This is a genomic window from Streptomyces sp. NBC_00223 (assembly GCF_036199905.1).
Classification (GTDB): domain Bacteria; phylum Actinomycetota; class Actinomycetes; order Streptomycetales; family Streptomycetaceae; genus Actinacidiphila.
Genome location: NZ_CP108109.1, coordinates 2,170,746 through 2,190,898, shown reverse-complemented (window position 1 = coordinate 2,190,898; position 20,153 = coordinate 2,170,746). Strand labels below are relative to the sequence as shown.

Genomic DNA, 20,153 nt, shown 5'->3' with positions numbered 1-20,153 from the left:
TGACGGGACGTCAGGCCCGGTTGACCCGGCCCGCGATCGCGTGTGCGATCAGTAGGTAAACGGCTGCGGGCAAGCCGTAGTTGAGGACGGTGCGCCACTTGGCGTTGTCCGGCGTGAACAGGTTCTTCGACCAGCCCGCCAGCCAATCGGCCGAGTGGTGGACCCAGTTGACCAGGTCGTTGGCCCGGTTGGCGTCGAAAACGAAGAACATGATCCACAGGACGAGGATCAATGCAGCGATGTCTGCGGCGATAAGGATGATCGCCGCGGCGGGGTTGCCGCCATAGCGTCTGGCCATGACGACCGCCTTGCCCCGAAAGGCAGGTTGAAACTCCCGGCGCCGACTCGCCGTTCGGTGAACCGCGAACGGCTCCCGGCGGCCCCCACACAAGCCCCGGACGCACGAAAGCGGCCGGCCGCCCCCGTTCACCGGGGCCGGCCGGCCGCTTTCACAGCAGGGCCATAGCCAGGGCCATAGCCAGAGGCCGAGCCGCAGGCTCAGCCGCGCTGAATCCCGCTGCTGTCCTGGAGCAGACCGCGCCGCCCGTCCTGGGTCTGCGCGATCAGCGCGGGCCCGCGCTGGTCCACGGCCAGGTACCAGGTGCCCGGCGTCAGCTCGGCGATCTGGCCGCCCGAGCCGTCCTCGGCGAAGAGCGGACGCGGCACCGGCACGGCGAACCAGAAGGACGAGAAGTCCGCGGCCGGCTGCGGCGCGGCGGCAGGCTGCTGGGCAGCGGCACCGTACGGCGCCTGGCCGCCCCCGTACGCCGGGTCGACGGACTGGGCGCCGCCCGGGTAGCCGTAACCGGCCTGCGGCGGACCGGCCGCGTACGGCTGCGCGCCGCCCGGCAGACCGGCGCCGTACTGCTGGACCGGGGGAGCGGCGGGCAGCAGCGGGGCCTTGAGCGCGGGCAGCCGGTCGGACAGGATCGCGGCTGCCGCGATGCCCACGCCGAAGATCAGCGTCAGCCAGGCCCCCGCGCCCCTGCTCATGCCGTCCGTGTTGTGGAAGAGCGTCGACCACACAGCCGTCCACCCGACGAAGACGGACAGGGCGGTCGCCCACTGGGTGAGCGACAGACCGAGCAGCTGGCGCCCGGTGAACTGCCCCGAGCGGGCGGCGATCACCGCGGCCGCGGCCGCGACGGCGGTCAGCGTCACCGACGGCAGGATCGGGAAGAGGTTGGAGTCCCACGAGTTGAACGACTTGTCGATCCCGATGCCGATGTCGTAGGAGAAGAACGGCAGGAACGAGGCGATCAGCAGCAGTACCGCTGCTCCGATCACCGCGCCGTCTCCTCGGGTCAGGGAGCGGATGTTCACGTCAGGTCCTGTCCTTTGTCAGTTCGGTTTCGGTCGTTCGGCGATGGTGTGGATTCCGTACGAGCGCCGCGTCGGTCGGGTGCCGGGGCGCAGTGCCAAGGCGCCGGTCGAACGCGGGGCGCGGAAGCGGGTGCCCCATCGTACGGGTGTGATCTTCGGCCAGGGAACGGGTATGGGCATTGGTGCACGATCCATACCGGACTGCTACAGCCCTGTCACCTCATCCCTTTCACTGGGCTTGCCGGGCTTGCCGAGTTCGCCGGTCCTGCCGGACCCCTGGAGCTCGCCGTGCTCTTCGGGCTCGCGGAACCGCTCGCCGAGCCGCCCGGACTCCCCTTGCTCTCCAGGAAAGTGGTGAGGCCGTCGGCGATCCCCATCGCAGCCTTCTGCCGCCAGGCCGGGTCCGTCAATGCCTTGGCGTCGTGCGCGTTGCGCATGTTGCCGCACTCGATGAACACCTTCGGCACGGTCGAGAGGTTGAGCCCGCCGAGGTCGTCGCGGACCGTCAACCCCTTTCCGCCGCCGAGGTAGTTCGCGAACGGCTCACCGGTCGCGGCCGCGAAGTGCGTACGCAGCGCGTTCGCCAGCCGCAGTGAGGGCGCCGCGATGGCCCGGGTGTCCGCGCCGCCCGCGTGCAGCGACTTGGGGGCGATGACATGGAAGCCGTACGCCGTCGCCGGAGCGCCGTCCGCGTGGATGGACAGCGCGGCGTCGGCGTGCGCTTTGTTGCCGATCTCGGCGCGCTCGTCCACGCAGGGGCCGTACGGGCGGTCGCCGTTCTGCGTCAGTGTGACCTTCGCGCCGCGCGCGAGCAGGATCGCCTGCACCCGGCGGGAGACGTCGAGGGTGTACTCGGCCTCGGGGTAACCGGCGTCGGTCTCCGTGCCCGTGGTGTCGCACTCCTTGCGGTTGGTGCCGATGCCGACGGGACGGTTGATCTCGGTGGTGTGCAGGTGGTTGGTGGGGTTGTGGCCCGGGTCGAGCACGACGACCTTGCCGGTCAGCGGAAGCGTTTCTGCCGAGGGGCCGGTCGCGTTGCCGCTCTGACCGGCCGCGTTCGCCGCGTCCCCGGGGACCGTCCCGCCGGTCGCCGAGCCGGCCGCACCACCGTTCGCCGAGCCGTCCGCCGAGCCGTCCGCCGCCGGGGGAGTCGTACCGCCGGCCGCCGTGTCCCGCGGGTGTCCGTCGCCCGAGCCGCCGGACGCACGGTAACCGAGCCAGCCCGCGAGGCACACCGCCGCGGCCGCGACGACCGCGACGAGCCGAAGGCTGCCCCGGCCGCCCCCACGTGACTCGTTGCTGAACACGCCCGCGACTCTATCGGCCCGCCGAACCGCCTCGCACCGGCCCCGCGGGGACGTCTCTTCGTACGCCGCCGGTCACCGTATGCGGTCGCGCGGGGGTACGTCGGCCGGTACGTCACCGGCCGCCCACCGTACGAGGCCGTCGGCCGCTCACCGTACGAGGCCGGGACCCGTCACCGTACGAAGCCGTCGGCCCCACCGCACGAGGCCGGGGCCCGTCACCGTACGAACCCGGACTCCGTCACCGTACGAAGTCGCCCGGCTCCCGGCGCAGCACCCGCAGCGAGCGTGTCACGGACACCTCCGTGAACACCCCCGAGGCCAGCGCCCGCCGGAAGATCCGGTAGGGCGCCTGGCCGCCGTCCGCCGGGTCGGGGAAGACGTCGTGGATCACCAGCAGGCCGCCCTCGGCGAGCAGCGGCGCCCAGCCCTCGTAGTCGGCGTTCGCGTGCTCGTCGGTGTGGCCGCCGTCCACGAAGACCAGGCCGAGCGGCTGCCGCCACACCTTCGCCACCTGCGGCGACCGGCCGACGACCGCGATCACGTGCTCTTCGAGCCCGGCCTCGTACAGCGTCCGGCGGAAGTGCGGCAGCGTGTCCATCCGGCCGGTGACAGGGTCGACCAGCGAGGTGTCGTGGTACTCCCAGCCCGGCTGCTGCTCCTCGCTGCCGCGGTGGTGGTCGACGGTCACCGCGACCGTGCCCGCGCTGCGGGCCGCGTCCGCCAGCAGGAGCGTGGAACGCCCGCAGTACGTGCCGACCTCCAGCAGCGGCAGCCCGAGCACGGCGGCCTCCTTCGCGGCGGCGTGCAGCGCGAGCCCCTCGTCGAGCGGCATGAACCCCTTGGCGGCCTCGAAGGCCGCGAGCACGTCCGTCATGCCCCCACCCTATGAACTGCCGCCCGGGGACCGATGGACCAGGGCGTACGGGACTCGCGGACCAGGGCGTACGGGACAGGGGTCCGAGGACCGAGGACCGTGGTCGGAGGGCGGGGGGCCACGGGCCCCGGTCGTACGGACCGCCGGTGCGGGTCGAAATCCCGATGCTCCGGCGGGCCGGGGGGTGCAGCATGGCCCCCATGAGCGAACTCGTGGGGGAACGGCGGCGGACCGGCGGCGGCAGCGGTACGAGAGCGGCCCCGCCGGCGTGGGCGGTGCTGCTCGCGGTCTGCGCCGGGCAGTTCCTCGTCGTCCTCGACGTGTCCGTGGTGAACGTGGCGCTGCCGTCCATGCGCGCCGATCTGCACCTCGGCCAGACCGGGTTGCAGTGGGTGGTCAACGCCTACGCGCTGACCTTCGCCGGATTCCTGCTGCTGGGCGGCCGGGCCGCCGACCTCTTCGGGCGCAAGCGGGTCTTCCTGGTCGGGCTCGCGCTCTTCACCGCCGCCAGTCTCGCGGGCGGGCTCGCGCAGGACTCCTGGATGCTGATCGCGGCCAGGACCGTGCAGGGCGTCGGCGCGGCCGTGCTGGCGCCCACCACGCTGTCGATCCTCACCACGTCCTTTCCCGAGGGGCCCGAGCGGACCCGGGCGATCGGTACGTGGGCGGCGGTCGGCGCGGGCGGCGGCGCGGCGGGCGGCCTGGTCGGCGGCCTGCTCACCAGCTATCTGTCCTGGCGCTGGGTGCTGCTGGTCAACGTCCCGATCGGCGCGCTGGTGCTGCTCGGCGCCGCGCTGTGGCTGACCGAGAGCCGCGCGGGGACCGCCCGCCGGCTCGACGTACCGGGCGCGATCCTGGTCACCGGCGGGGTAGCGGCCCTGGCCTACGGGATCGCGGAGAGCGAGTCGTACGGCTGGTCGTCGCCGGTGTCGTATCTCCCGCTGGCCGGCGGGCTGTTGCTGCTCGCCGCCTTCGTCGCGGTGGAGGCCCGTACGGAGCACGCGCTCATGCCCCTGCGGCTGTTCAGGATCCGCTCGGTGTCCTCGGCCAATGTCGTACTGCTGGCGTCGGGCGCGGTCACCTTCTCCACGTGGTACTTCCTGTCGCTCTACATGCAGAACGTGCTGCACTTCAGCCCCGTCAGGACCGGGCTGTCCTTCCTGCCGCACACCGTCTCCATCATCATCGGCTCCAAGTTGGCGCCACGGCTGATGAGTTACGTCGACGGGCGGATCGTGGGCGCGGCCGGTGGACTGCTGGCGGCGGGCGGTCTTGCGTGGCAGAGCACGCTCACCGTGCACGGCACGTTCCTGGGGACGATCCTGGGGCCGGGCGTACTGACGATGTTCGGCGCGGGGCTGCTGATGACGCCGATCTCGGCGGCGGCGACGTCGGGGGTCGGGATCGGGGAGCAGGGGGTCGTGTCCGGACTGCTCAACACCTCACGGCAGTTGGGCGGGGCGCTGGGGCTGACGATCCTGGCCACGACCGCCGCGGACCGGGCGGCGTCGCGTACGGCTGGAGGCGCGGGGGCGGGGCAGGCGCTGGCCTCCGGGTACGCGCTGGCGTTCGGGGTCGGGGCGGTGTGCCTGGCGGTGGGGACGTGCTTGATCGGGCTGCTGCCGAAGCCGGGGCCGCGGCCCGCGTAGGGGTGGGCTGCTTCGGGTGCGTGGGCGGCGGGTCCGTGGCTACAGCCAGCCGTTCTGGCGGGCGGCCCTGACCGCTTCCATACGGTTGCGGGTGCCCGTCTTGCCGATCGCCGCCGAGAGGTAGTTGCGGACGGTGGACTCCGAGAGGAACACGCGGGCGGCGATGTCGGCGACGGTCGCGCCGTCCGCGGCGGCGTTGAGGACGTCCTGCTCGCGCGGGGTGAGCGGGCTCGGGCCCGCGCTCAGCGCCGCAGCGGCCAGGGCGGGGTCGATCACCCGTTCCCCGCGCAGGACTCGGCGGATGGCGTCGGCCAACTCCTCGACGGGGCCGTCCTTCACGAGGAATCCGGCCGCTCCGGCTTCCATCGCCCGCCGCAGATATCCGGGCCGCCCGAAGGTCGTCAGTATCAACACCTGGCAGGACGGGAGCCGTTGGCGCAGTTCCGCGGCGGCGTCGAGGCCGCTGCGGCCGGGCAGTTCGATGTCCAGCAGCGCGATGTCCGGGCGTACGGCCAGCGACTCGTCCACGATCCGGTCGCCGGCGGCCACTTGTGCGACGACCTCGATGTCGTCCTCCAGGTCGAGCAGCAGCGCGAGCGCTCCGCGCATCATTCCCTGGTCCTCGGCGAGCAGCACACGGATCGTCTTGGCGCCTGGCCCGCGGTTCATCTCGTCCACGGAGAACAGGGTATGGCCGACGGCCCTCCGTCCCCCCGCTCAGTGCCCGCGCCGCCGCACCGGGCGCCGGGTCGCGGCGGCGCGCCGCCACCGCAGCCCCCGGCAGCCGGGCAGCGAGAGCCCGAAGTGCGCCCCGCACCGCGCACACCACGGCAGCCCGCTCTCGGGGTCGGTGGGGCACTCGGCTTCGCAGCGTGGGCACTTCGGCACGGGACCCACTCTCAAGCACTCAGCTCGTAGTCGCCGGCCTTCACCGCGTCGGTGAACGTGACCCACTCGGCAGCCGTCATCGTGGTGCGGCAGCGCCTGGACGCCTCCGGACGTGCGGAAAACCCGCCCGACACCTGGGCGACCAGGGGCCTGTGAACCGTCTGCGCGGACTTGCGCGTGCTCACCCGAGAGAGTCGACTGCCGATGTGATCAGCGCACGCGCAGCGGCACCGTAGACCGCCAAGTCGGCCAGATCGGCGAAGGTCCGGGCGTACATGCCGATCTCGTGCGGCTGCGTGACGGTCAGGAAGGCCGAGACCAACTCGACGTTGACCTGGGCGTCATCGAAGATCCAGAAGTCTTCGACAGGCCACAGCGCGGTCCGGTCCGCGCTGAGCGGGATCACGCCCAGGCTCACGTTCGGCAGCGTGGTCAGCGAGAGCAGGTGACCGAGTTGACCGGCCATGGTCGCGGCGCCGCCGATCCGGTGCCGCAGGGCGCTCTCCTCCAGGATCACAGCGAAGCGGCGCGGTCCTTCGCGCAGGATTCGCTGTTTGTCCACGCGCACTTGAACGGCTGCTTCCAGGTCGTCGGGCAGCGCGCGACGGTCCCGAATCGCTCGGAGCAGTGCCTCGATGTACGCGCGCGTCTGGAGCGGCCCGGGGACGAGCCATGACGAGTAGGCGCGGAAGTGCCGCGTCCGCTCCCACAGCGGGATGACCGACTCCTGCGCACGCCGCAGCCCGGACCGTTCCAGGCGTCGCCACTCGACATACGCGCCGTGGATGTTGCGCGCGGTGGCGATCAGGTCGGCCGTCTGGTCCGTGGCACCGCAGTGCAGCGTGTACGCGCGCAGGTCGTCGTCCGACGGTGCGGTGCGCCCGTTCTCGATACGGCTGCACTTGCTTTCATGCCAACCGGCCCGGGAGGCGAGCTGTCGCGCCGTCAGTCCGGAATCCTTCCGGATTTCACGCAGCCGCTTGCCGAGAGCCTGCCGGGCCTGCTGGACGCTGGACGATGAAGTCACGTTCGACCGTTCCGGGTACGTGCGGTCAGACCGGCCGGTACTCCCCGTGCGGGGTGGCGCGTTCCCATACGGCGGCGAACGCGGACACGCACAGCCCCGCCACGGCAGGGTCGGTGACCAGTTCTTCGCCGGTCATCGTTCCGTCCCCCGCGAAGTGGTTGAACAGGACCGACGTGCCGTCGAACAGCCAGAAGTCGTTGCCGGGCAGCGCCAGGTCCGATGCTCGTCGGCGAGGCAGCCAGCGTACGGCCTCACCGGCCTTGACGTTGTGCCCGCCGGTCAGCTCGTACTCGTACCGCACGTACGGGGAGATCGGCTCGGAGACGATGCGCGCCCGGCGTACGTCCACGCCACGGACCACCGACGCGGAGACGAGATCGATCCACCAGGGCCAGCGCTCCGCGGGATCGAAACGGTTGCCCGAAGTCCACTCCTGGTAGTCGCCATCGAGCCCGTACGCGTCCCTCATCTCCAAGTGAAACGCGCTGTGTTGAGCGGAGCGGAACAGATCCTCAAACGCCGGCTCCGTCGCCACTGCTCACCTCCGGGAAGAACCGCATCATGCGCCTGGGGAACTCGATCACCGTTTCATGATCCGGGATGTTCATCTGTGCCAGCCGCTCAGCGTCGGTCACGCGCCACCCTTGCAGGATGTAGTTCCCGGTCTCGTCGTCCAAGTACACCGTCGGAGAGCCGTTGTTGGGGCTCTCCGGGTCCTTGCCCAGCTGACGTAACGCCATGGTGTCCTCCACTGCCTCGGGTGAGGATCGACATGACCGAGACTGCGTCGCCCGGCCGCAGCACGCCAGCGACTTGCACAGGCTTCTACGCGATGTTCGGGTACGCCGAAAGTCCCTGCGCAGTCGCGGCCACCGAAGCCCCCCGGTAGCCGGGCCCGGCCCCAGTAGGGTGAAGTCCGTGCGATTCATGGTGTCGGCCGATTCAGTGCCTGTAACGGTGCAATTCGAACCTTCGGGGGCCGAGTACGTTGTGCGGGCGGGCGATCATCTGATCGTTGAATGGCCTGATGGGCCGGGTGGTCTGCTGGGGGGAATCGATCACTCCCCGGACGGTCTCGTCATCAGCGAGCCGGGCAATGGACTGTCCCGCATCTGGAACTCAAGGGGCGAGGAGCTCTCCATTCTGGGATGAGCGCGGCGGCTTGCGTGACGGGCGACGTCGGGGCGAGTGAGGTGGGCTGGACGGCGGGGCCCGCGCTTGGGGGGCGCGGGTCCCGGCGGGTCCGTTCCGCACCGCGGCGCTGCGGGGGCGCCGCGGAGTCAAGCCGGAGACGGACCGCCTCATCCGCGCGGGGCGAACCTCTGTTCCCGCGCGCACGAGGAGTCGGTGAGGAGAGCGCCGTGGAGGTTGTCAATTCCTTTGTGTACGTCGTGATGTGCGTTCATGCTGGTCGGGCCCGCAGGGTGGTTACTCTGGGTGATCTTGCCGGGTTAGAGGGGGAGGCGGTCGGGAAAGGCGAGCATGAAGTGGTTCATGGCGCGCTTCCAGCCGAGGGTGCCGGTGCCGCGGACGCGGCCTTGGGGGATGGGGCCGTCGCCGTCGATGTGGCGGCCCTCGATGCGGCGGATGCCGAGGTAGAGGAGCTTGATGGCGGCGTCGTCGGTGGGGAAGTGTCCGCGCGTCTTGGTGATCTTGCGGAGCTGGTAGTTCAGGGATTCGATCGCATTTGTGGTGTAAATTACCCGCCTGATGTCGCGGTCGAAGGCGAGGAAGGGGATGAACTCCTCCCAGGCCCGCTCCCAACTGGCGATCAAACCGGGGTAGTTCTTGCCGTAGTTCGTCCTGAGCTCGTCCAGTGCGGACAGGGCCTCGGACTCGGTCGCGGCGGTGTAGATGGGCTTGAGGGCGGCGGCGACCTTCTTGCGGTCGGTGTAGGAGACGTATTTCAGCGACGCCCGAATTAGGTGGGTTACGCAGGTTTGGACCAAGGCCTTGTCCCAGACGGTATTGATGGCCTCGGGTAGGCCGGTCAGGCCGTCGCAGCACACGATCAGCGCGTCCCGCAGGCCGCGGTTCTTCAGCTGGGTGAGCACGTTCAGCCAGAACTTCGAGCCCTCGGTGTCCTGGATCCAGATGCCCAGCACGTTCTTGATCCCGTCGACGTCCACGCCGATGACCAGGTGGGCCGACTTGTTGGCGACCATGCCGCCGTCGCGCACCTTCACGCTCAGCGCGTCGATGTAGAGGATCGGGTAGATCTCGTCAACTGGCCCGTTCTGCCAGGCAGTTATCTCATCGGCCACCACATCGGTGATCTTGGATACGAGGGCCGGGGAGACCTCGGATCCGTAGACCTCCTTCAGGTGCGCGGAGATGTCGCGGGTGGTCATGCCGCGGGCGTAGAGCGACAGGATCATGTCGTCGACCTGAGCCAGACGCCGCCGCCCCTTGGGCACGATGACCGGCTCGAAGGCGGCCTTGCGGTCCCTGGGCACGTCCACCGTGACCGGCCCCGCGGTCGTGGTGAGGGTCTTGGGGTAGCTGCCGTTGCGGGAGTTCCCACTGCCCCTTCCGGCCGGGTCCCCGGACTCGTAGCCCAGGTGATCGGCCATCTCGACCTGCAGGGCCCTCTCCAGGACCGCCTTCATCATCTGCTGCAACAGCCCGCCGGCCCCGTCGATGCCGACACCGGCCTCCTCCGCGTCCGCCAGCATCCGGTCGATCGCGGCGGGCGACAGGGCCCCCGCCAGGCGCCGGCCCGCCTCCTCGCGACTGTCCATGGACTCGGCATGCGGGCTGATCTCGTTCATCAAGTCACTCACTGTGTGTCACAAACTCCAGGTCAGGACGGGCCCGACTAGCACCCAGCAAGACCATCACTTACACAAGGAAGTGAACACCCTCGCGCCGTGGTCCGCACGGCACCCGATCAGGTCCTGGACGAGATAGCCGCGCGCCGAATACGCCGCCGCCGCGGCCTGCGCCTCCGCCGGTTCGGGGTGCCGGGCCAGCCCCTCCCGTGCCAGCCCCGCCCGTTCCGCCGCGTTCAGATCACCCGGCATCGGCGGCGCCACGTCATCCAGCGTGAACCTCAGCCACGACAGCGCCTCCTCCGGTTCCGCGAACGTGGCCACGTACACACTCCGCGGCCGGAACACCCACTCGCGGACCACCAGCGGCGAGGCCGGCGACGTACCCACCGGCCGCGCCACCCCCGTGACCACGGACGTGTGCCAGTGCGTGGTCATCACCCCGCACCACCGGCGCTCGCCTCAACGCCCGGCCCCAGCTCCGGACCCGGGCCCAGCGCCGCCCACACCATCTTCCCCGGCCCGTCCCGCTTGACCGAGCCCCACCGCCCGCACGTCATCGCGTCCACCAGCGCGAGCCCGCGACCCCTGTCCTGGTCCGGCGCCGCTGCCGCCGCCCGCAACGGCTGCTCCTCGTCCTCCGCGTCGTGCACCTCAAGGACGACGCCCCCGCCCTCGACGCGGAACACACTCACGCCGACCAACCGCCCCGGCACATAAGCGTGTTCCACGGCATTGCCCATCAACTCCGAGAGCGTGAGCCCGGCCGCGTCGACCAGATCGTCCAACTCCCATTCCCGCAGCGTCACTTCGAGTGCGTGCCGGGCCCGGTGGACGCTCCGGAACGTAGCCGGCCACATCCGCTGCGGCGGCGAATACAGCCGGGACGCCCCCGCGCCACCACCGGGAAACCCGACCGCCACCGGCGGCGCTTCCGTTGTCCCCATCGTGTGAACCTTCCCTAGCCACCTGCTCGGACCTGGCACTCTGTGTGCCCAACCCCTCACAGGATGCGCTACTGCGCGCTAGTATCGGTAGTTCATCTCCCCTACAGGAACAGAGCTGGGAAAGCGGGTTGCGCACGGTGACCGAACCGAAGTCCCTCGATCCATTTCAGAGTCCTGACGCCTACTACGGCTCGGAATTGCGACGGTTGCGCGAAGCGGCAACCTTGTCCCAAGACCGGCTTGGCGCACGAGTGTTCGTTTCCGGCGCGTATATCGGCCAAATCGAAACGGCCGTGCGCAAACCCCGACTCGACCTTTCCGTACGTCTGGACGCGGCGCTGGAATCCGGCCAGCACTTGGAGCGGCTGTGCCGGATGGTCCAAAAGTCCAGGCCGTTGTACACGAACGGCCACGCGACGTACTTCGCCCAGGCTGCCGATCACGAGTCGCGTGCGTCCGCCATCTGCGAGTACGCGCCCAGTTTCGTTCCTGGTCTGCTCCAGACGGAGTCGTACATTCGCGCGGTTGTCAAAGCCGCCAACCCGCGCGCGTCAGCCAGTGAGGTCGACAAGCTGGTGCAGACGCGGCTCCGGCGGGCGGCGCTCCTGGACGACTCAACACGTCCCGAGTTCTGGGCGGTTCTGCATGAGAACGTGCTGCGTATCCCGGTCGGCGGTCCGGCTGTCATGGCCGAACAGCTGGCTTTCATCGCCGAGCGAATCCGCGCGGGGCGGGTCATGGTGCAAGTGCTTTGCTACCAGAATGGCGCGAACGGGATGATGGCGGGCATGATGTCGCTGATGTCCTTCCCGGATGCTCCGGCATTGGCGTACGAAGAGGGCCTGCACTCCGGCCAAATTCTGGACGAGAAGGACGTGGTGGCCCTCTACGAGAAGTCGTACGATCTCGCCAGGGCCGTCGCGCTGTCGCCGGAGGCGTCCCTGGCCCTGTTGGACTCGGCGGCGGAGGACTACGCGAATGCAGCACAGCAGCCTTGATCTGAGCGTCGCCCGGTGGCGCAAGTCGTCCCACAGCAACGGAACCGGCGGTAGCTGCGTGGAAGTAGCGGACGGCTTCGAGGGTGTGCAGCCGGTCCGTGACTCCAAGGACCCGAACGTCCCGGCCCTGGTCTTCCCGACGTCGACTTGGTCGACGTTCGTGACCGCCGTGAAGTCGGGCCACTTCCCCGCCTGACCCCTTCCGGGGTCCTGTCGGCGGTCCCGCCTACCCGCGAGGGTTCGCGGGGCCGTCGTCACTCGAAGCCGTTACGCCCAGCACTCTTGTGGTCCACTGACATCAGGGTCGGTGCCCGCGGCCTGGTCGGCGGAACGGTCGAGGTCACCAGCCGGGCCACCAGCGAGACACAGTCTGTGCCGGTGGCCGAGGCGGCGGACCATGTCCGCAAGCTGCTGACCGCCGCTGCGTGAGGCATTGGCTTGTCGGCTGCTCAGGCGATGGAACGACTCGGTGAGGAATCAAGCCTCACGCCGAGCACGCAATAATGCAGAACATGCAGAGACCGCTGGTTCTCTTCGACCTCGACAACACCCTCGTGGACCGACAGAGGACGCTCGCCGACTGGGTCGCTGAGTTCGCTGGTCGGTACGGGTTGGGGGACGAGGCGCAGGCGTACGTCCTGGGGATGGCGTCCGAGCGGGCGTATCCCTCCACGTTCGACGCGATCCGGGCCCGTTACAGCCTGCCTTTGTCGACTACCGAGTTGTGGGACGCGTACTGCCGCGACATGGCGGCCATGGTGTCGTGCCCGGGCGAGGTCCTGGAGGGGTTGGACACGTTGCGTGCGGCCGGCTGGCGGGTGGGAGTGGCGACCAACGGTGCGGCGGACATCCAGTGGGCCAAGCTGAGGGCCACCGGTATCGCCGATCACGTAGACAGCGCCTTCGTCTCCGAGGAAGCCGGCGCGCGCAAGCCCGAGCGTCGGCATTTCGCCCTGGCCGCGGCCCGGTGCGGGGCTGTGCTGGGCGATGGCGGCTGGATGGTGGGCGACAACCCTGTCAATGACATCGGTGGCGGGCACTCTGCCGGGCTGCGGACTGTCTGGGTCGGCAACGGCCGTTCCTGGGCTCCGCACGTCCCCGACCCCGATCACACGGTTCCCTGCGTGCGCGCCGCCATCGACCTCCTGCTTCGACACGGCGCAGATCGGGTAGGGGCGGCGTCATGACGGCGACCATCGGGCTACTGCACCCAGGCAGTATGGGGGCCGCCTTCGGCGCGCAACTCCGGGCTCGCGGCCACACAGTGCTCTGGTGTCCCGACGGCCGTAGCGAGGCGACCCGTCTCCGAGCAGAAGGCGCCGAACTTCATCCCGTCGCGCTCCCCGAACTCGCCGCTCGTTCCGAGGTGCTGCTCTCCCTCTGCCCACCTGCCGCAGCAGAGGAGGTCGCAGCCCACGTCGCGGCAGTTCGGACCGGCACGGACGCGATCTACGTCGAAGCCAATGCCGTGGTGCCGTCACGCATGCAGCGCATGGCCGAGCTACTCGAACCGATGCCGGTGGTCGACGCCGCAGTGGTCGGGTCTCCCCCGAGTGGTGGCAAGACGCCGATGCTGTACCTGGCCGGTGCCGGCAAACAGACCGACCGGATCGTTGACCTCTTCGCGGAGACCGATGTCCGGACGCACGTCCTCGGGGGTCCCTTTGGCGCGGCCTCCGCGTTGAAGCTCGCATACACCAGCTACCAGAAGGTCTCCCGAGTGCTGGCCGCCGTGGCTTACGGAGCGGCCGACGCTTACGACGTCGGGGACGAACTGCTGGCGATCGCGGCCAAGCGCACCCGCAGCTATCTCGTCGAGACTGACTACATCCCCAAGACCGCCGCCCGTGCCTGGCGCTGGGGCCCGGAGATCGAGGACGCGGCTGCCCTGCTCGCCGACGCCGGATTGCCGGACGCTCTTATGTACGCGGCTGCGGCCACACTCGCTCGGTGGGGCGACAGCAAGGACCAGGCACTCACCATCGCCGAGGCGTTGGAGGCACTGCGCGTGACACCGGAGGACCCGAGCTGAGCCTCCGGGCCGGTTGAGTCGAGCCGGTTGAGGATACGGCCTCGCAACGGTCAGGGCTGAGTCGCCGCACTTCGGATGAAGGCGTCGATCTGCTGGGCCGCTCCCCAGGGCTTCGTCACGTCCGTGTCCACCCGGACCTCCCACCCGGCCTGCGGGTACGAGGCGAGGTCCACCTGAGTGGCGTCCCACGCGGCCAGCCGAGCCGCCGTGTCGGTGTCGCCCCGCTGCCGCGACCGCTGGGCCGTGGACGCCCTCGAACACCACAGCAGCACGCGCACCCAGCGCGCCGGGAAGAGGGTGCCTACCCGCTCCACCCCTGCTACCTGGCCGAGGTGGACCACCGGTACCTTCCCGCCCTCCATGGCTTGTTCGAGACCGGGCCGGTCGACGACGTAGACGTTGCCGTACCGCTCGTTGCGGTAGATGACGTCTTCGCGCGCTTCAAGACTGGCCAACTGTTCTTGCGTGCCCATCCGGTAGCCCGCGAACTTGCCGCCGCCGACCTTGAGGCGGTTGAACGGGACGTATCGCGCGTCGAGTTCGGCCATGGCCGCAGTGACCGTGTCCTTGCCCGCCGCCGGCGGACCGTAGAGCAGAATGCCCGGCCTCACGGGAACACCGTCCCGAAGACCTGGCGTACCTGATCCGTGAGGGAGATTGCCGCACCGAGCCGGTTGTCGACGACCAAGTGAGGAACGACGGGCTTCAGTTCGAGGTCGAGTCCTGCGGCGTACGCCTCCCAGTTCTGGAGTTTCCAGCTGTCCCGGGCGGCGGACCGGAAGCTGACGTGCTCGTGCATCGTGTCGAGGTCGCACTGGATCCAGACGACAACGACGGTGACGCCGCGTGCCTCGCAGCGGTTGATCAGGCGCCGCATCCACCGGGGGTCGGTGGCCTCGGCGACGAACGGCGCGGTGAGGACGGTGCTGATCGCGCAGTCGATGTTCGCGTACGCGGTCTCCAGCAGGCACTGGTACTCCAGTGGGCGGACCTGCTGCCGGTAGATGTCGGTGTGCCGGTCGTTGGGGTCGCTGCCCAGCTCCACGAGGAGGCGTTCGACAAGTGGTCGCGTGATCGGGTCCTTGTCGAGGACAGGCCAGCCGGTGAGCTGGGATATGAAGCGGGAGAACTCCGACTTCCCGCTTCCCGCGTAGCCTCCGACCATCATCAGCGTCGGCCTGTTCGGGTCGCCGCCGGTGTGACGCCGTTTCCAGGCGTCGAGGATGCGTTGCTGTACGCCCAGTCCGTCCATGTCCTGTGTTGCGGGCGTGAGCTGGAGCAGGGCGCGCTCCACGGCCAGTACGTGGGAGCCGTCGTGCGGCTCGCTCGACGCCGTGAACGAGAGCTTCGTGGCCTCGTCCGGCAGAGCGTGACGGAATCCGAGTTCGGGCTCGGTCGCGCGGTACATCAGGCAGTAGGCGCGCCGATAGTGCGGACCGGGGTAGACCTCGCCCTGCTCGTGCTGCCACAGCGTCTGGAAGTTGGCCGCCGGCGCGGTCAGTCCGGCGGTTCGGGCCACCTCGCGGAGACGCTCACCCGCGCCCTCCAGCGTCAGGCCGTGGGCTTCACGTTGCTGCCGCAACTTGTCCGGGCGCCAGCCCGGGCGACTCTTCCCCGCCACGCCTACCGCCTGCCCATCAATGGTCATGATCGGAAGCCTAGGCAAGCCTCTCATGAACCCGTGTGCAAGCGGATGTTGAAGAGCCTGGCCGGCCGACCACGCCCCTGTGATGAGGAGTTTGGGCAACTGTTCGTGATACTCCGCGGCGCCCCGAACCGCTGTGATGGTTCGCACCGACGCAGTCCTCACGGAACGGCTTCGGTGCCCAGTTGCCCGTACCCGACCGGAAGGGGGATTTACGGTGGCCGTCAGTGTCGCAGTCCTGCTCCTCCTCGGCACCCTCGTCACGGCCCCGAGCGCAATCGAACGGACCTCGGCCGCAGCACAGTTCGCCGCGATCTTGCACGTAAAGCCCGTGACCGTCGAGACGACGCTGACCGACAGTTGGCCGGTCAGACACGACGGACGTCTGCGGTCCACCGCAGAAGTCGCCGCCCACCAGGCCCTCTACTGCGGTGACGGTGGCGGTGACGAACTGGCCGGCGCCCAGCGTGCCGGGATGCGCGCGGTGCGCGTCGCCCGCCGGGGCGGGCCCGCCGGCCTCGCACTCGGTGAGATCGCCTGGTCCGGCACCTCGATCCCCGAGGTGGAGGCTCTTCCGTCCTTGTTGAGCAGCTGGAGGGACCGGTGAGCGTCCCTTACGGATGGTCGGTCTCGAAAGGCGTCCTCGGCTGGGCCCCTGCGCCCGTCGGCGTACTCGCGGTGCGCGGTACGACACACGTTGCGGTGCACTACACGGGCGTCTGCGGAAGCGATGTCGCGAAGCTCGGCCGGCCTTGGCAGGGGCAGTTGCCGGAGCCGTGGTATCCCGGTCACGAGATTGTCGGAATCGACAGGGAGACCGGCGGCTGGGTCGCCGTCGATCCGCTGGTTCCCTGCCGCTCGTGCAGGTACTGCGGGCGCGGGCAGGTGCACCTCTGCCCGGAACTGCGACGCGTCGGATGGGACCTGCCCGGGGGGCTCGCCCACGAGGTGAGGGTGCCCCGCGGCAACGTCGTCCCCCTGCCCGCGCTCCACGATCCGGCGCACGGCGTCCTTGCCGATCCCATGGCTGTGGCTTTGCACGGCGTCCGCTGCGGCCTCCCGGCAGCCCCCGGGCGGCTCGGCATCATCGGTGGCGGTGTCCTCGGGGTCTGCACGGCGATCTGTGCTGCGGGCGCGGGATGGGACGTCCACATGCTCGTCAGGAAGCCCTCGCAGTCCCACCAGTTGAGCTACGTGCTCCCCTCGCACATCAACCTCCATGCCGATGAGCTGCCACGATGCGACGTCGTCGTGGATGCCGCATCCGGTGACAGCGACGCCCCCGTACGCCAAGCGCTGAAGGCCGTCCGTGACGGGGGAACCGTTCTCGTGCAGAACGCCTATGCGCCCCAGGTGATGCTCTCCGTCGCCCTGCGGGAGATCTTTCGGCGCTCAATCACTCTGCGCGGCTCCTTCTCGTACTGCCGCGCGGACGGCCACGACGACTTCAGGGACGCCGTCGGCATCGTCGCCAAAGGCGGCGACTGGGCGGCCCTCATGACCCGGGACCGTTTCCCTCTCGGCGATCTCCCGCAGGGGCTGATGGCGCTGAGGAGCGGAGCCCGGCATCGCCCGTTCAAGCTCCTCCTCACGTCCCACACCTGATGGAAAGGAAGGCGACACCGTGTCGACGACAGCACCCTTACTGGTCCACAAGATCAACTCTCCTGACGACATCGCACCCGAGATCGTCCGCGACGGCATCGCGCACATCCTTGCGTTACCGGAGAGCCACACCCGGGACGCGATGCTGGCCAGCGTCCTCACCGGCCTGCTGCTCCGGGGGCCGCGGCTGACGGAGGTGGAGGCGGCGGTCCTGGCGGCGACCGCCCTGGACCGACCCGGCTGGGCCTTCCACCAGCCCCCCGCCGGCACGCGGTTCGTCGGCTACACCGGCAGCGGGAAGAAGACCTTCAAGACCATCAACCTGAGCACGGCCGCCGCACTGGTAGCGGCGGCTGGAGGAGCGCACATCGCGAAGCTCGGGTCGCGCAGCGCGTCGTCGAAGACCGGATCCCGCGACTTCATCGACCTGGTGGGAGCCCCGTGCGACGCGGTCCCGCACCAGGAGATGGTCGACATCACCGCGCAGACCGGCTTCGGGTTCTTCTCCATCGAGAACCGCATACCGGAGTTCGACCGCCGTTACGGAGGCAGGTTCCACGCCGTACACGCCCTCAGCCTGGCGTTCCCGGCCCTCCTCAGCCCGGTCACCTGCCCCGCCTACGTCTACGGTCTGGCGCACCCCGCCGTCAGCGTTTCCGCCTGGCTGCTGTCCCGGCTCGGCCTGCCGGACGTGACCGTCGTCAACTCCAGTACGGGCCGGACGGTCCAGGTCGATGAGCTGCTTCCCGGAAGCACCGCGCGGGTATGCCGGATCAGCGCCGGTCACGAGAACCCGGCCTTCAACGACGACGTACGCAAGTGCGCTGCCACCATGCCGCAGAACCTCATCTCGGTCACCCAGCACGAGGAGCCCCTGGAGAACGTTGCTGCCGCGATCCGCGTGCTGGCCGGCCAGGACACCAGTCAGGCGCGAAACGCTGTCGCCCTCAACGCGGCCCTCCTCATGGTGATGTCCGAAGCGGCCCCCACCATCCAGACCGCCTTCGGCAAAGCACTCACCATCATCGAAGCGGGCGCCGGCTTGGACACGCTCCAGAAGTTCGTACGGCTCACCGGCGGTGACCCGCACCAGCTCCGCTCACTCCTGCGGCCCGTCTCGCCTACGCCCCTCCGCGCCATCTCTGGCGTCAAGGAGTCGACCCCATGCTGACGCACGACGAACTCCCGATCGTCCACCTCGTCCTCAACACCGACTGCAACGCCTGGGACCTGGCACCGACCAACACATCTCCAGGCGTGTGCCGCTTCTGCTACCGCGAGCGCAACAGGGTCAGTACCGACGCGGACACGGTCCGCCGTGTCATCGACCGCCTCCGCTCGGAGTCCGAGGCCTACCGGTGCGTCTTCACCGGCGGCGACCCCGTGATGCCGTACGACAACCACCTGGAGGCTGCTCTCCGGCACGCCACCGAGGCGGGCTTCGAGACCAACCTCCACACCAACGGGCTGCTCCTGGGCGAACGCTACGCCGGCATCCTCGACCACGTGACCGTGTACTCGCTGGCGGTCGACGGCCCGGACTCCAGGACCGCCGACTGGTTCCGAGGGCAGGGGTACTTCGAACGCTTCCTGTCCAACGTCGACCTTCTCGCCGCCGACCAGCGGCGGCTGGCGTTCAACACCTTCACCACGGCCGTCTCGGTGAAGGAGCTGCCGCGCATGGCGCTGCTCATCGCCGAAGTGTCCCGGCGAACGGAAGTCGAGTACTGGCTGATCTCGCAGTACCGCCCCGTCGGACGCACAAGCGCCCGCAAGGCGGAGATCTACGGCTTCGACAGGCGAGACTTCGTCCAGGCCGTGGACGACCTGCACGGCGACGTCAACGGCGTGACCGTCTACGCCCAGCCGACACGTGCCCCGGAGGACCCGTACCCGTTCCGCGTCTGGGTCCTCGCCGACGGCACGGTCACGGCGGACCTCGGCAGCGTCGCGGCACCTCGCAACGCCGTGCTCGGCAACCTGCTCGTCGACGGGTTCGAGCCGCTGGTCCGCCGAGCTTTCGCCCTCCGTGAGCAGACACCCCGGGAAGGAACCGCATGAAGTTCGACACCGCGTACTACGACAGTGTGATCGACCAGCACCGCTACGAGCGGCTGGGACTCGGCGCCATCGACTTCGGACTCGCGGGGATGAGCCCCGACGACCTGCGCACGAAGTGGATGTGCCACACCGGAGCCGGCAACTTCGCGGAGGCGGTCGCCATGGGCGAGCCGGCGACGGTCACCACCGGCGTCGGCCTCGGGGGACCGCCCCACGCCGGCACCCTCTTCCAGCTGCTGCGCGCGGTCAAGCTGCAGCAGTGCGGGCTCGACGTCCAGATCGTGCTGGGGGACCTGGACTCCTACAACGCCCGCCGTACGCCCCTGGACTCGGTGCGGCGGCTCGCAGACAAGTACGAGGAGTTCGTCCTCCGGCTCGGGTTCGACGACGCCCGCGGCGTCCTACGCAGACAGGAGGGCAAGACCGACGTCATGGCCACCGCGTTCCTGCTGTCGCGCCACCTGGACGACGCCGACTTTCAATGGGCGGAGGAAGACCTGGCCGGTCTCTACCGCAACCACGGCGTCTTCGACCACCTCAGTTACGGGATGAAGCAGGCCACGCTGCTCATGGCCGCGGACTTCGTCCACCTCCTCCTTCAGGGGCGCCACGTCCTCGTGTCCCTGGGGGTCGACGAGCACAAGTACGTCGCCCTCGCGCGACGCGGAGCGGAACGCTGGGGCCTGCCCGCGGAACATCTGTCCGGCATCTACACCAAGATGATCCCCGGCCTCGGCGGCCTCCCGAAGATGAGCAAGAGCATCCCCGGCTCAGGCATCGACGCCTCCCTGCCCGCCGAGGACATCCGAGCCCTACTGGGTACCGACACCGACACCGCGCCCTCCGACGACGGCTCGGCACTTCTCCAGATGTACGCGTGCCTGCCCGAGGTGGACGGACCGGGGTACGACCGGGCGGCGGCTGCGCGCCGAGCCGGAAGTTCCGAGTGGTCGGCCATACGCGAGCAGCTGGTCGAGCGGATTCTCTCGCTGTTCTCCCACTGGCCGAAGTGAACAGGGAGCCTCT

At 69.5% G+C, this 20,153-nt stretch carries 26 protein-coding genes; 12 read left to right on the top strand and 14 right to left on the bottom strand.

Features of this window, described 5'->3' with window-relative positions:
• Positions 1-10: 10 nt before the first annotated feature.
• The 4 genes from OHA30_RS09230 to OHA30_RS09215 all read right to left on the bottom strand — a co-directional run bounded on the left by OHA30_RS09230 (position 11) and on the right by OHA30_RS09215 (position 3,504).
• Positions 11-298, bottom strand: a complete 288-nt coding sequence (locus tag OHA30_RS09230) for a hypothetical protein (protein WP_328913327.1) — start codon at positions 296-298, stop codon at positions 11-13.
• 200 nt (positions 299-498) lie between these two features.
• Positions 499-1,323, bottom strand: coding sequence for a hypothetical protein (locus OHA30_RS09225; RefSeq protein ID WP_328913326.1), 825 nt, complete (start codon positions 1,321-1,323; stop codon positions 499-501).
• A gap of 215 nt (positions 1,324-1,538) precedes the next feature.
• Entirely contained in the window at positions 1,539-2,630 is a 1,092-nt protein-coding gene (locus OHA30_RS09220; protein ID WP_328913325.1) for an N-acetylmuramoyl-L-alanine amidase, read from the bottom strand.
• 238 nt (positions 2,631-2,868) lie between these two features.
• Complete coding sequence (locus tag OHA30_RS09215) at positions 2,869-3,504, bottom strand: class I SAM-dependent methyltransferase (RefSeq protein WP_328913324.1); 636 nt, start codon at positions 3,502-3,504, stop codon at positions 2,869-2,871.
• Between the two features lie 200 nt (positions 3,505-3,704).
• Between OHA30_RS09215 and OHA30_RS09210 the strand changes: the two genes are divergently transcribed.
• Positions 3,705-5,153 (top strand): MFS transporter, encoded by a 1,449-nt coding sequence (locus tag OHA30_RS09210; RefSeq protein WP_328913323.1) that lies wholly within the window; start codon positions 3,705-3,707, stop codon positions 5,151-5,153.
• Positions 5,154-5,192: 39 nt separating this feature from the next.
• Here OHA30_RS09210 and OHA30_RS09205 read toward each other — a convergent pair whose 3' ends face one another.
• The 5 genes from OHA30_RS09205 to OHA30_RS09185 form a co-directional block, all read right to left on the bottom strand.
• On the bottom strand, positions 5,193-5,822 hold the full coding sequence (locus OHA30_RS09205) for a response regulator transcription factor (RefSeq protein ID WP_328917793.1): 630 nt from the start codon (positions 5,820-5,822) through the stop codon (positions 5,193-5,195).
• Positions 5,823-6,052: 230 nt separating this feature from the next.
• Positions 6,053-6,226 (bottom strand): hypothetical protein, encoded by a 174-nt coding sequence (locus OHA30_RS09200; protein WP_328913322.1) that lies wholly within the window; start codon positions 6,224-6,226, stop codon positions 6,053-6,055.
• Positions 6,223-7,068, bottom strand: a complete 846-nt coding sequence (locus tag OHA30_RS09195) for a helix-turn-helix domain-containing protein (RefSeq protein WP_328913321.1) — start codon at positions 7,066-7,068, stop codon at positions 6,223-6,225. The genes OHA30_RS09200 and OHA30_RS09195 overlap by 4 nt, the downstream gene beginning before the upstream one ends.
• A 25-nt stretch (positions 7,069-7,093) precedes the next feature.
• Positions 7,094-7,537, bottom strand: coding sequence for a DUF6879 family protein (locus tag OHA30_RS09190; protein WP_328913320.1), 444 nt, complete (start codon positions 7,535-7,537; stop codon positions 7,094-7,096).
• A gap of 43 nt (positions 7,538-7,580) precedes the next feature.
• The gene (locus OHA30_RS09185; RefSeq protein ID WP_328913319.1) at positions 7,581-7,808 is read right to left on the bottom strand and encodes a hypothetical protein; all 228 of its coding nucleotides are present in this window, start codon (positions 7,806-7,808) and stop codon (positions 7,581-7,583) included.
• A gap of 178 nt (positions 7,809-7,986) precedes the next feature.
• Here OHA30_RS09185 and OHA30_RS09180 point away from each other — a divergent pair, with 178 nt between their 5' ends.
• The gene (locus OHA30_RS09180; RefSeq protein WP_328913318.1) at positions 7,987-8,220 is read left to right on the top strand and encodes a hypothetical protein; all 234 of its coding nucleotides are present in this window, start codon (positions 7,987-7,989) and stop codon (positions 8,218-8,220) included.
• Between the two features lie 299 nt (positions 8,221-8,519).
• Here OHA30_RS09180 and OHA30_RS09175 read toward each other — a convergent pair whose 3' ends face one another.
• The 3 genes from OHA30_RS09175 to OHA30_RS09165 form a co-directional block, all read right to left on the bottom strand.
• Complete coding sequence (locus tag OHA30_RS09175; RefSeq protein WP_405785635.1) at positions 8,520-9,839, bottom strand: IS256 family transposase; 1,320 nt, start codon at positions 9,837-9,839, stop codon at positions 8,520-8,522.
• A 66-nt stretch (positions 9,840-9,905) separates the two neighbouring features.
• Complete coding sequence (locus OHA30_RS09170) at positions 9,906-10,277, bottom strand: hypothetical protein (RefSeq protein ID WP_328913317.1); 372 nt, start codon at positions 10,275-10,277, stop codon at positions 9,906-9,908.
• Positions 10,277-10,786, bottom strand: a complete 510-nt coding sequence (locus tag OHA30_RS09165; protein WP_328913316.1) for an ATP-binding protein — start codon at positions 10,784-10,786, stop codon at positions 10,277-10,279. The genes OHA30_RS09170 and OHA30_RS09165 overlap by 1 nt, the downstream gene beginning before the upstream one ends.
• A gap of 137 nt (positions 10,787-10,923) precedes the next feature.
• Between OHA30_RS09165 and OHA30_RS09160 the strand changes: the two genes are divergently transcribed.
• From OHA30_RS09160 to OHA30_RS09140, 5 genes are all read left to right on the top strand, one after another.
• Positions 10,924-11,784, top strand: a complete 861-nt coding sequence (locus OHA30_RS09160) for a helix-turn-helix domain-containing protein (protein WP_328913315.1) — start codon at positions 10,924-10,926, stop codon at positions 11,782-11,784.
• Complete coding sequence (locus OHA30_RS09155; RefSeq protein ID WP_328913314.1) at positions 11,765-11,980, top strand: DUF397 domain-containing protein; 216 nt, start codon at positions 11,765-11,767, stop codon at positions 11,978-11,980. Before OHA30_RS09160 ends, OHA30_RS09155 begins: the two co-directional genes overlap by 20 nt.
• Positions 11,981-12,066: 86 nt before the next feature.
• Positions 12,067-12,213: a hypothetical protein gene (locus OHA30_RS09150; protein ID WP_328913313.1), complete on the top strand. Its 147-nt coding sequence runs from the start codon at positions 12,067-12,069 to the stop codon at positions 12,211-12,213.
• Positions 12,214-12,296: 83 nt separating this feature from the next.
• Positions 12,297-12,971 carry an HAD family hydrolase gene (locus OHA30_RS09145; RefSeq protein ID WP_328913312.1) on the top strand — a complete coding sequence of 225 codons (675 nt, stop codon included), beginning with the start codon at positions 12,297-12,299 and terminating at the stop codon, positions 12,969-12,971.
• The gene (locus tag OHA30_RS09140; protein WP_328913311.1) at positions 12,968-13,816 is read left to right on the top strand and encodes a DUF1932 domain-containing protein; all 849 of its coding nucleotides are present in this window, start codon (positions 12,968-12,970) and stop codon (positions 13,814-13,816) included. The genes OHA30_RS09145 and OHA30_RS09140 overlap by 4 nt, the downstream gene beginning before the upstream one ends.
• A 50-nt stretch (positions 13,817-13,866) precedes the next feature.
• Here the strand turns inward: OHA30_RS09140 and OHA30_RS09135 are convergent, their stop codons facing one another.
• Both OHA30_RS09135 and OHA30_RS09130 read right to left on the bottom strand, forming a co-directional pair.
• Positions 13,867-14,427, bottom strand: a complete 561-nt coding sequence (locus OHA30_RS09135; RefSeq protein WP_328913310.1) for a guanylate kinase — start codon at positions 14,425-14,427, stop codon at positions 13,867-13,869.
• Complete coding sequence (locus OHA30_RS09130; protein ID WP_328913309.1) at positions 14,424-15,464, bottom strand: AAA family ATPase; 1,041 nt, start codon at positions 15,462-15,464, stop codon at positions 14,424-14,426. The genes OHA30_RS09135 and OHA30_RS09130 overlap by 4 nt, the downstream gene beginning before the upstream one ends.
• 214 nt (positions 15,465-15,678) lie before the next feature.
• Between OHA30_RS09130 and OHA30_RS09125 the strand changes: the two genes are divergently transcribed.
• From OHA30_RS09125 to OHA30_RS09105, 5 genes are read left to right on the top strand one after another with little or no spacing between them, the layout of a single operon-like run.
• Positions 15,679-16,068: a hypothetical protein gene (locus OHA30_RS09125; protein WP_328913308.1), complete on the top strand. Its 390-nt coding sequence runs from the start codon at positions 15,679-15,681 to the stop codon at positions 16,066-16,068.
• Complete coding sequence (locus OHA30_RS09120; RefSeq protein ID WP_328913307.1) at positions 16,065-17,066, top strand: alcohol dehydrogenase catalytic domain-containing protein; 1,002 nt, start codon at positions 16,065-16,067, stop codon at positions 17,064-17,066. The genes OHA30_RS09125 and OHA30_RS09120 overlap by 4 nt, the downstream gene beginning before the upstream one ends.
• 19 nt (positions 17,067-17,085) lie before the next feature.
• Positions 17,086-18,237 carry a hypothetical protein gene (locus OHA30_RS09115; protein WP_328913306.1) on the top strand — a complete coding sequence of 384 codons (1,152 nt, stop codon included), beginning with the start codon at positions 17,086-17,088 and terminating at the stop codon, positions 18,235-18,237.
• The gene (locus tag OHA30_RS09110) at positions 18,231-19,127 is read left to right on the top strand and encodes a radical SAM protein (protein ID WP_328913305.1); all 897 of its coding nucleotides are present in this window, start codon (positions 18,231-18,233) and stop codon (positions 19,125-19,127) included. Before OHA30_RS09115 ends, OHA30_RS09110 begins: the two co-directional genes overlap by 7 nt.
• Entirely contained in the window at positions 19,124-20,140 is a 1,017-nt protein-coding gene (locus OHA30_RS09105; RefSeq protein ID WP_328913304.1) for a hypothetical protein, read from the top strand. The genes OHA30_RS09110 and OHA30_RS09105 overlap by 4 nt, the downstream gene beginning before the upstream one ends.
• Positions 20,141-20,153 lie beyond the last annotated feature (13 nt).

Bases quoted from the DNA above. Each gene is read 5' to 3' on its own strand.
- OHA30_RS09230 (WP_328913327.1), bottom strand. From the start codon at position 298: ATGGCCAGACGCTATGGCGGCAACCCCGCCGCGGCGATCATCCTTATC.
- OHA30_RS09215 (WP_328913324.1), bottom strand. From the start codon at position 3,504: ATGACGGACGTGCTCGCGGCCTTCGAGGCCGCCAAGGGGTTCATGCCG.
- OHA30_RS09210 (WP_328913323.1), top strand. From the start codon at position 3,705: ATGAGCGAACTCGTGGGGGAACGGCGGCGGACCGGCGGCGGCAGCGGT.
- OHA30_RS09205 (WP_328917793.1), bottom strand. From the start codon at position 5,822: ATGAACCGCGGGCCAGGCGCCAAGACGATCCGTGTGCTGCTCGCCGAG.
- OHA30_RS09190 (WP_328913320.1), bottom strand. From the start codon at position 7,537: ATGAGGGACGCGTACGGGCTCGATGGCGACTACCAGGAGTGGACTTCG.
- OHA30_RS09185 (WP_328913319.1), bottom strand. From the start codon at position 7,808: ATGGCGTTACGTCAGCTGGGCAAGGACCCGGAGAGCCCCAACAACGGC.
- OHA30_RS09175 (WP_405785635.1), bottom strand. From the start codon at position 9,839: ATGAACGAGATCAGCCCGCATGCCGAGTCCATGGACAGTCGCGAGGAG.
- OHA30_RS09170 (WP_328913317.1), bottom strand. From the start codon at position 10,277: ATGACCACGCACTGGCACACGTCCGTGGTCACGGGGGTGGCGCGGCCG.
- OHA30_RS09165 (WP_328913316.1), bottom strand. From the start codon at position 10,786: ATGGGGACAACGGAAGCGCCGCCGGTGGCGGTCGGGTTTCCCGGTGGT.
- OHA30_RS09155 (WP_328913314.1), top strand. From the start codon at position 11,765: ATGCAGCACAGCAGCCTTGATCTGAGCGTCGCCCGGTGGCGCAAGTCG.
- OHA30_RS09145 (WP_328913312.1), top strand. From the start codon at position 12,297: ATGCAGAGACCGCTGGTTCTCTTCGACCTCGACAACACCCTCGTGGAC.
- OHA30_RS09140 (WP_328913311.1), top strand. From the start codon at position 12,968: ATGACGGCGACCATCGGGCTACTGCACCCAGGCAGTATGGGGGCCGCC.
- OHA30_RS09130 (WP_328913309.1), bottom strand. From the start codon at position 15,464: ATGACCATTGATGGGCAGGCGGTAGGCGTGGCGGGGAAGAGTCGCCCG.
- OHA30_RS09110 (WP_328913305.1), top strand. From the start codon at position 18,231: ATGCTGACGCACGACGAACTCCCGATCGTCCACCTCGTCCTCAACACC.
- OHA30_RS09105 (WP_328913304.1), top strand. From the start codon at position 19,124: ATGAAGTTCGACACCGCGTACTACGACAGTGTGATCGACCAGCACCGC.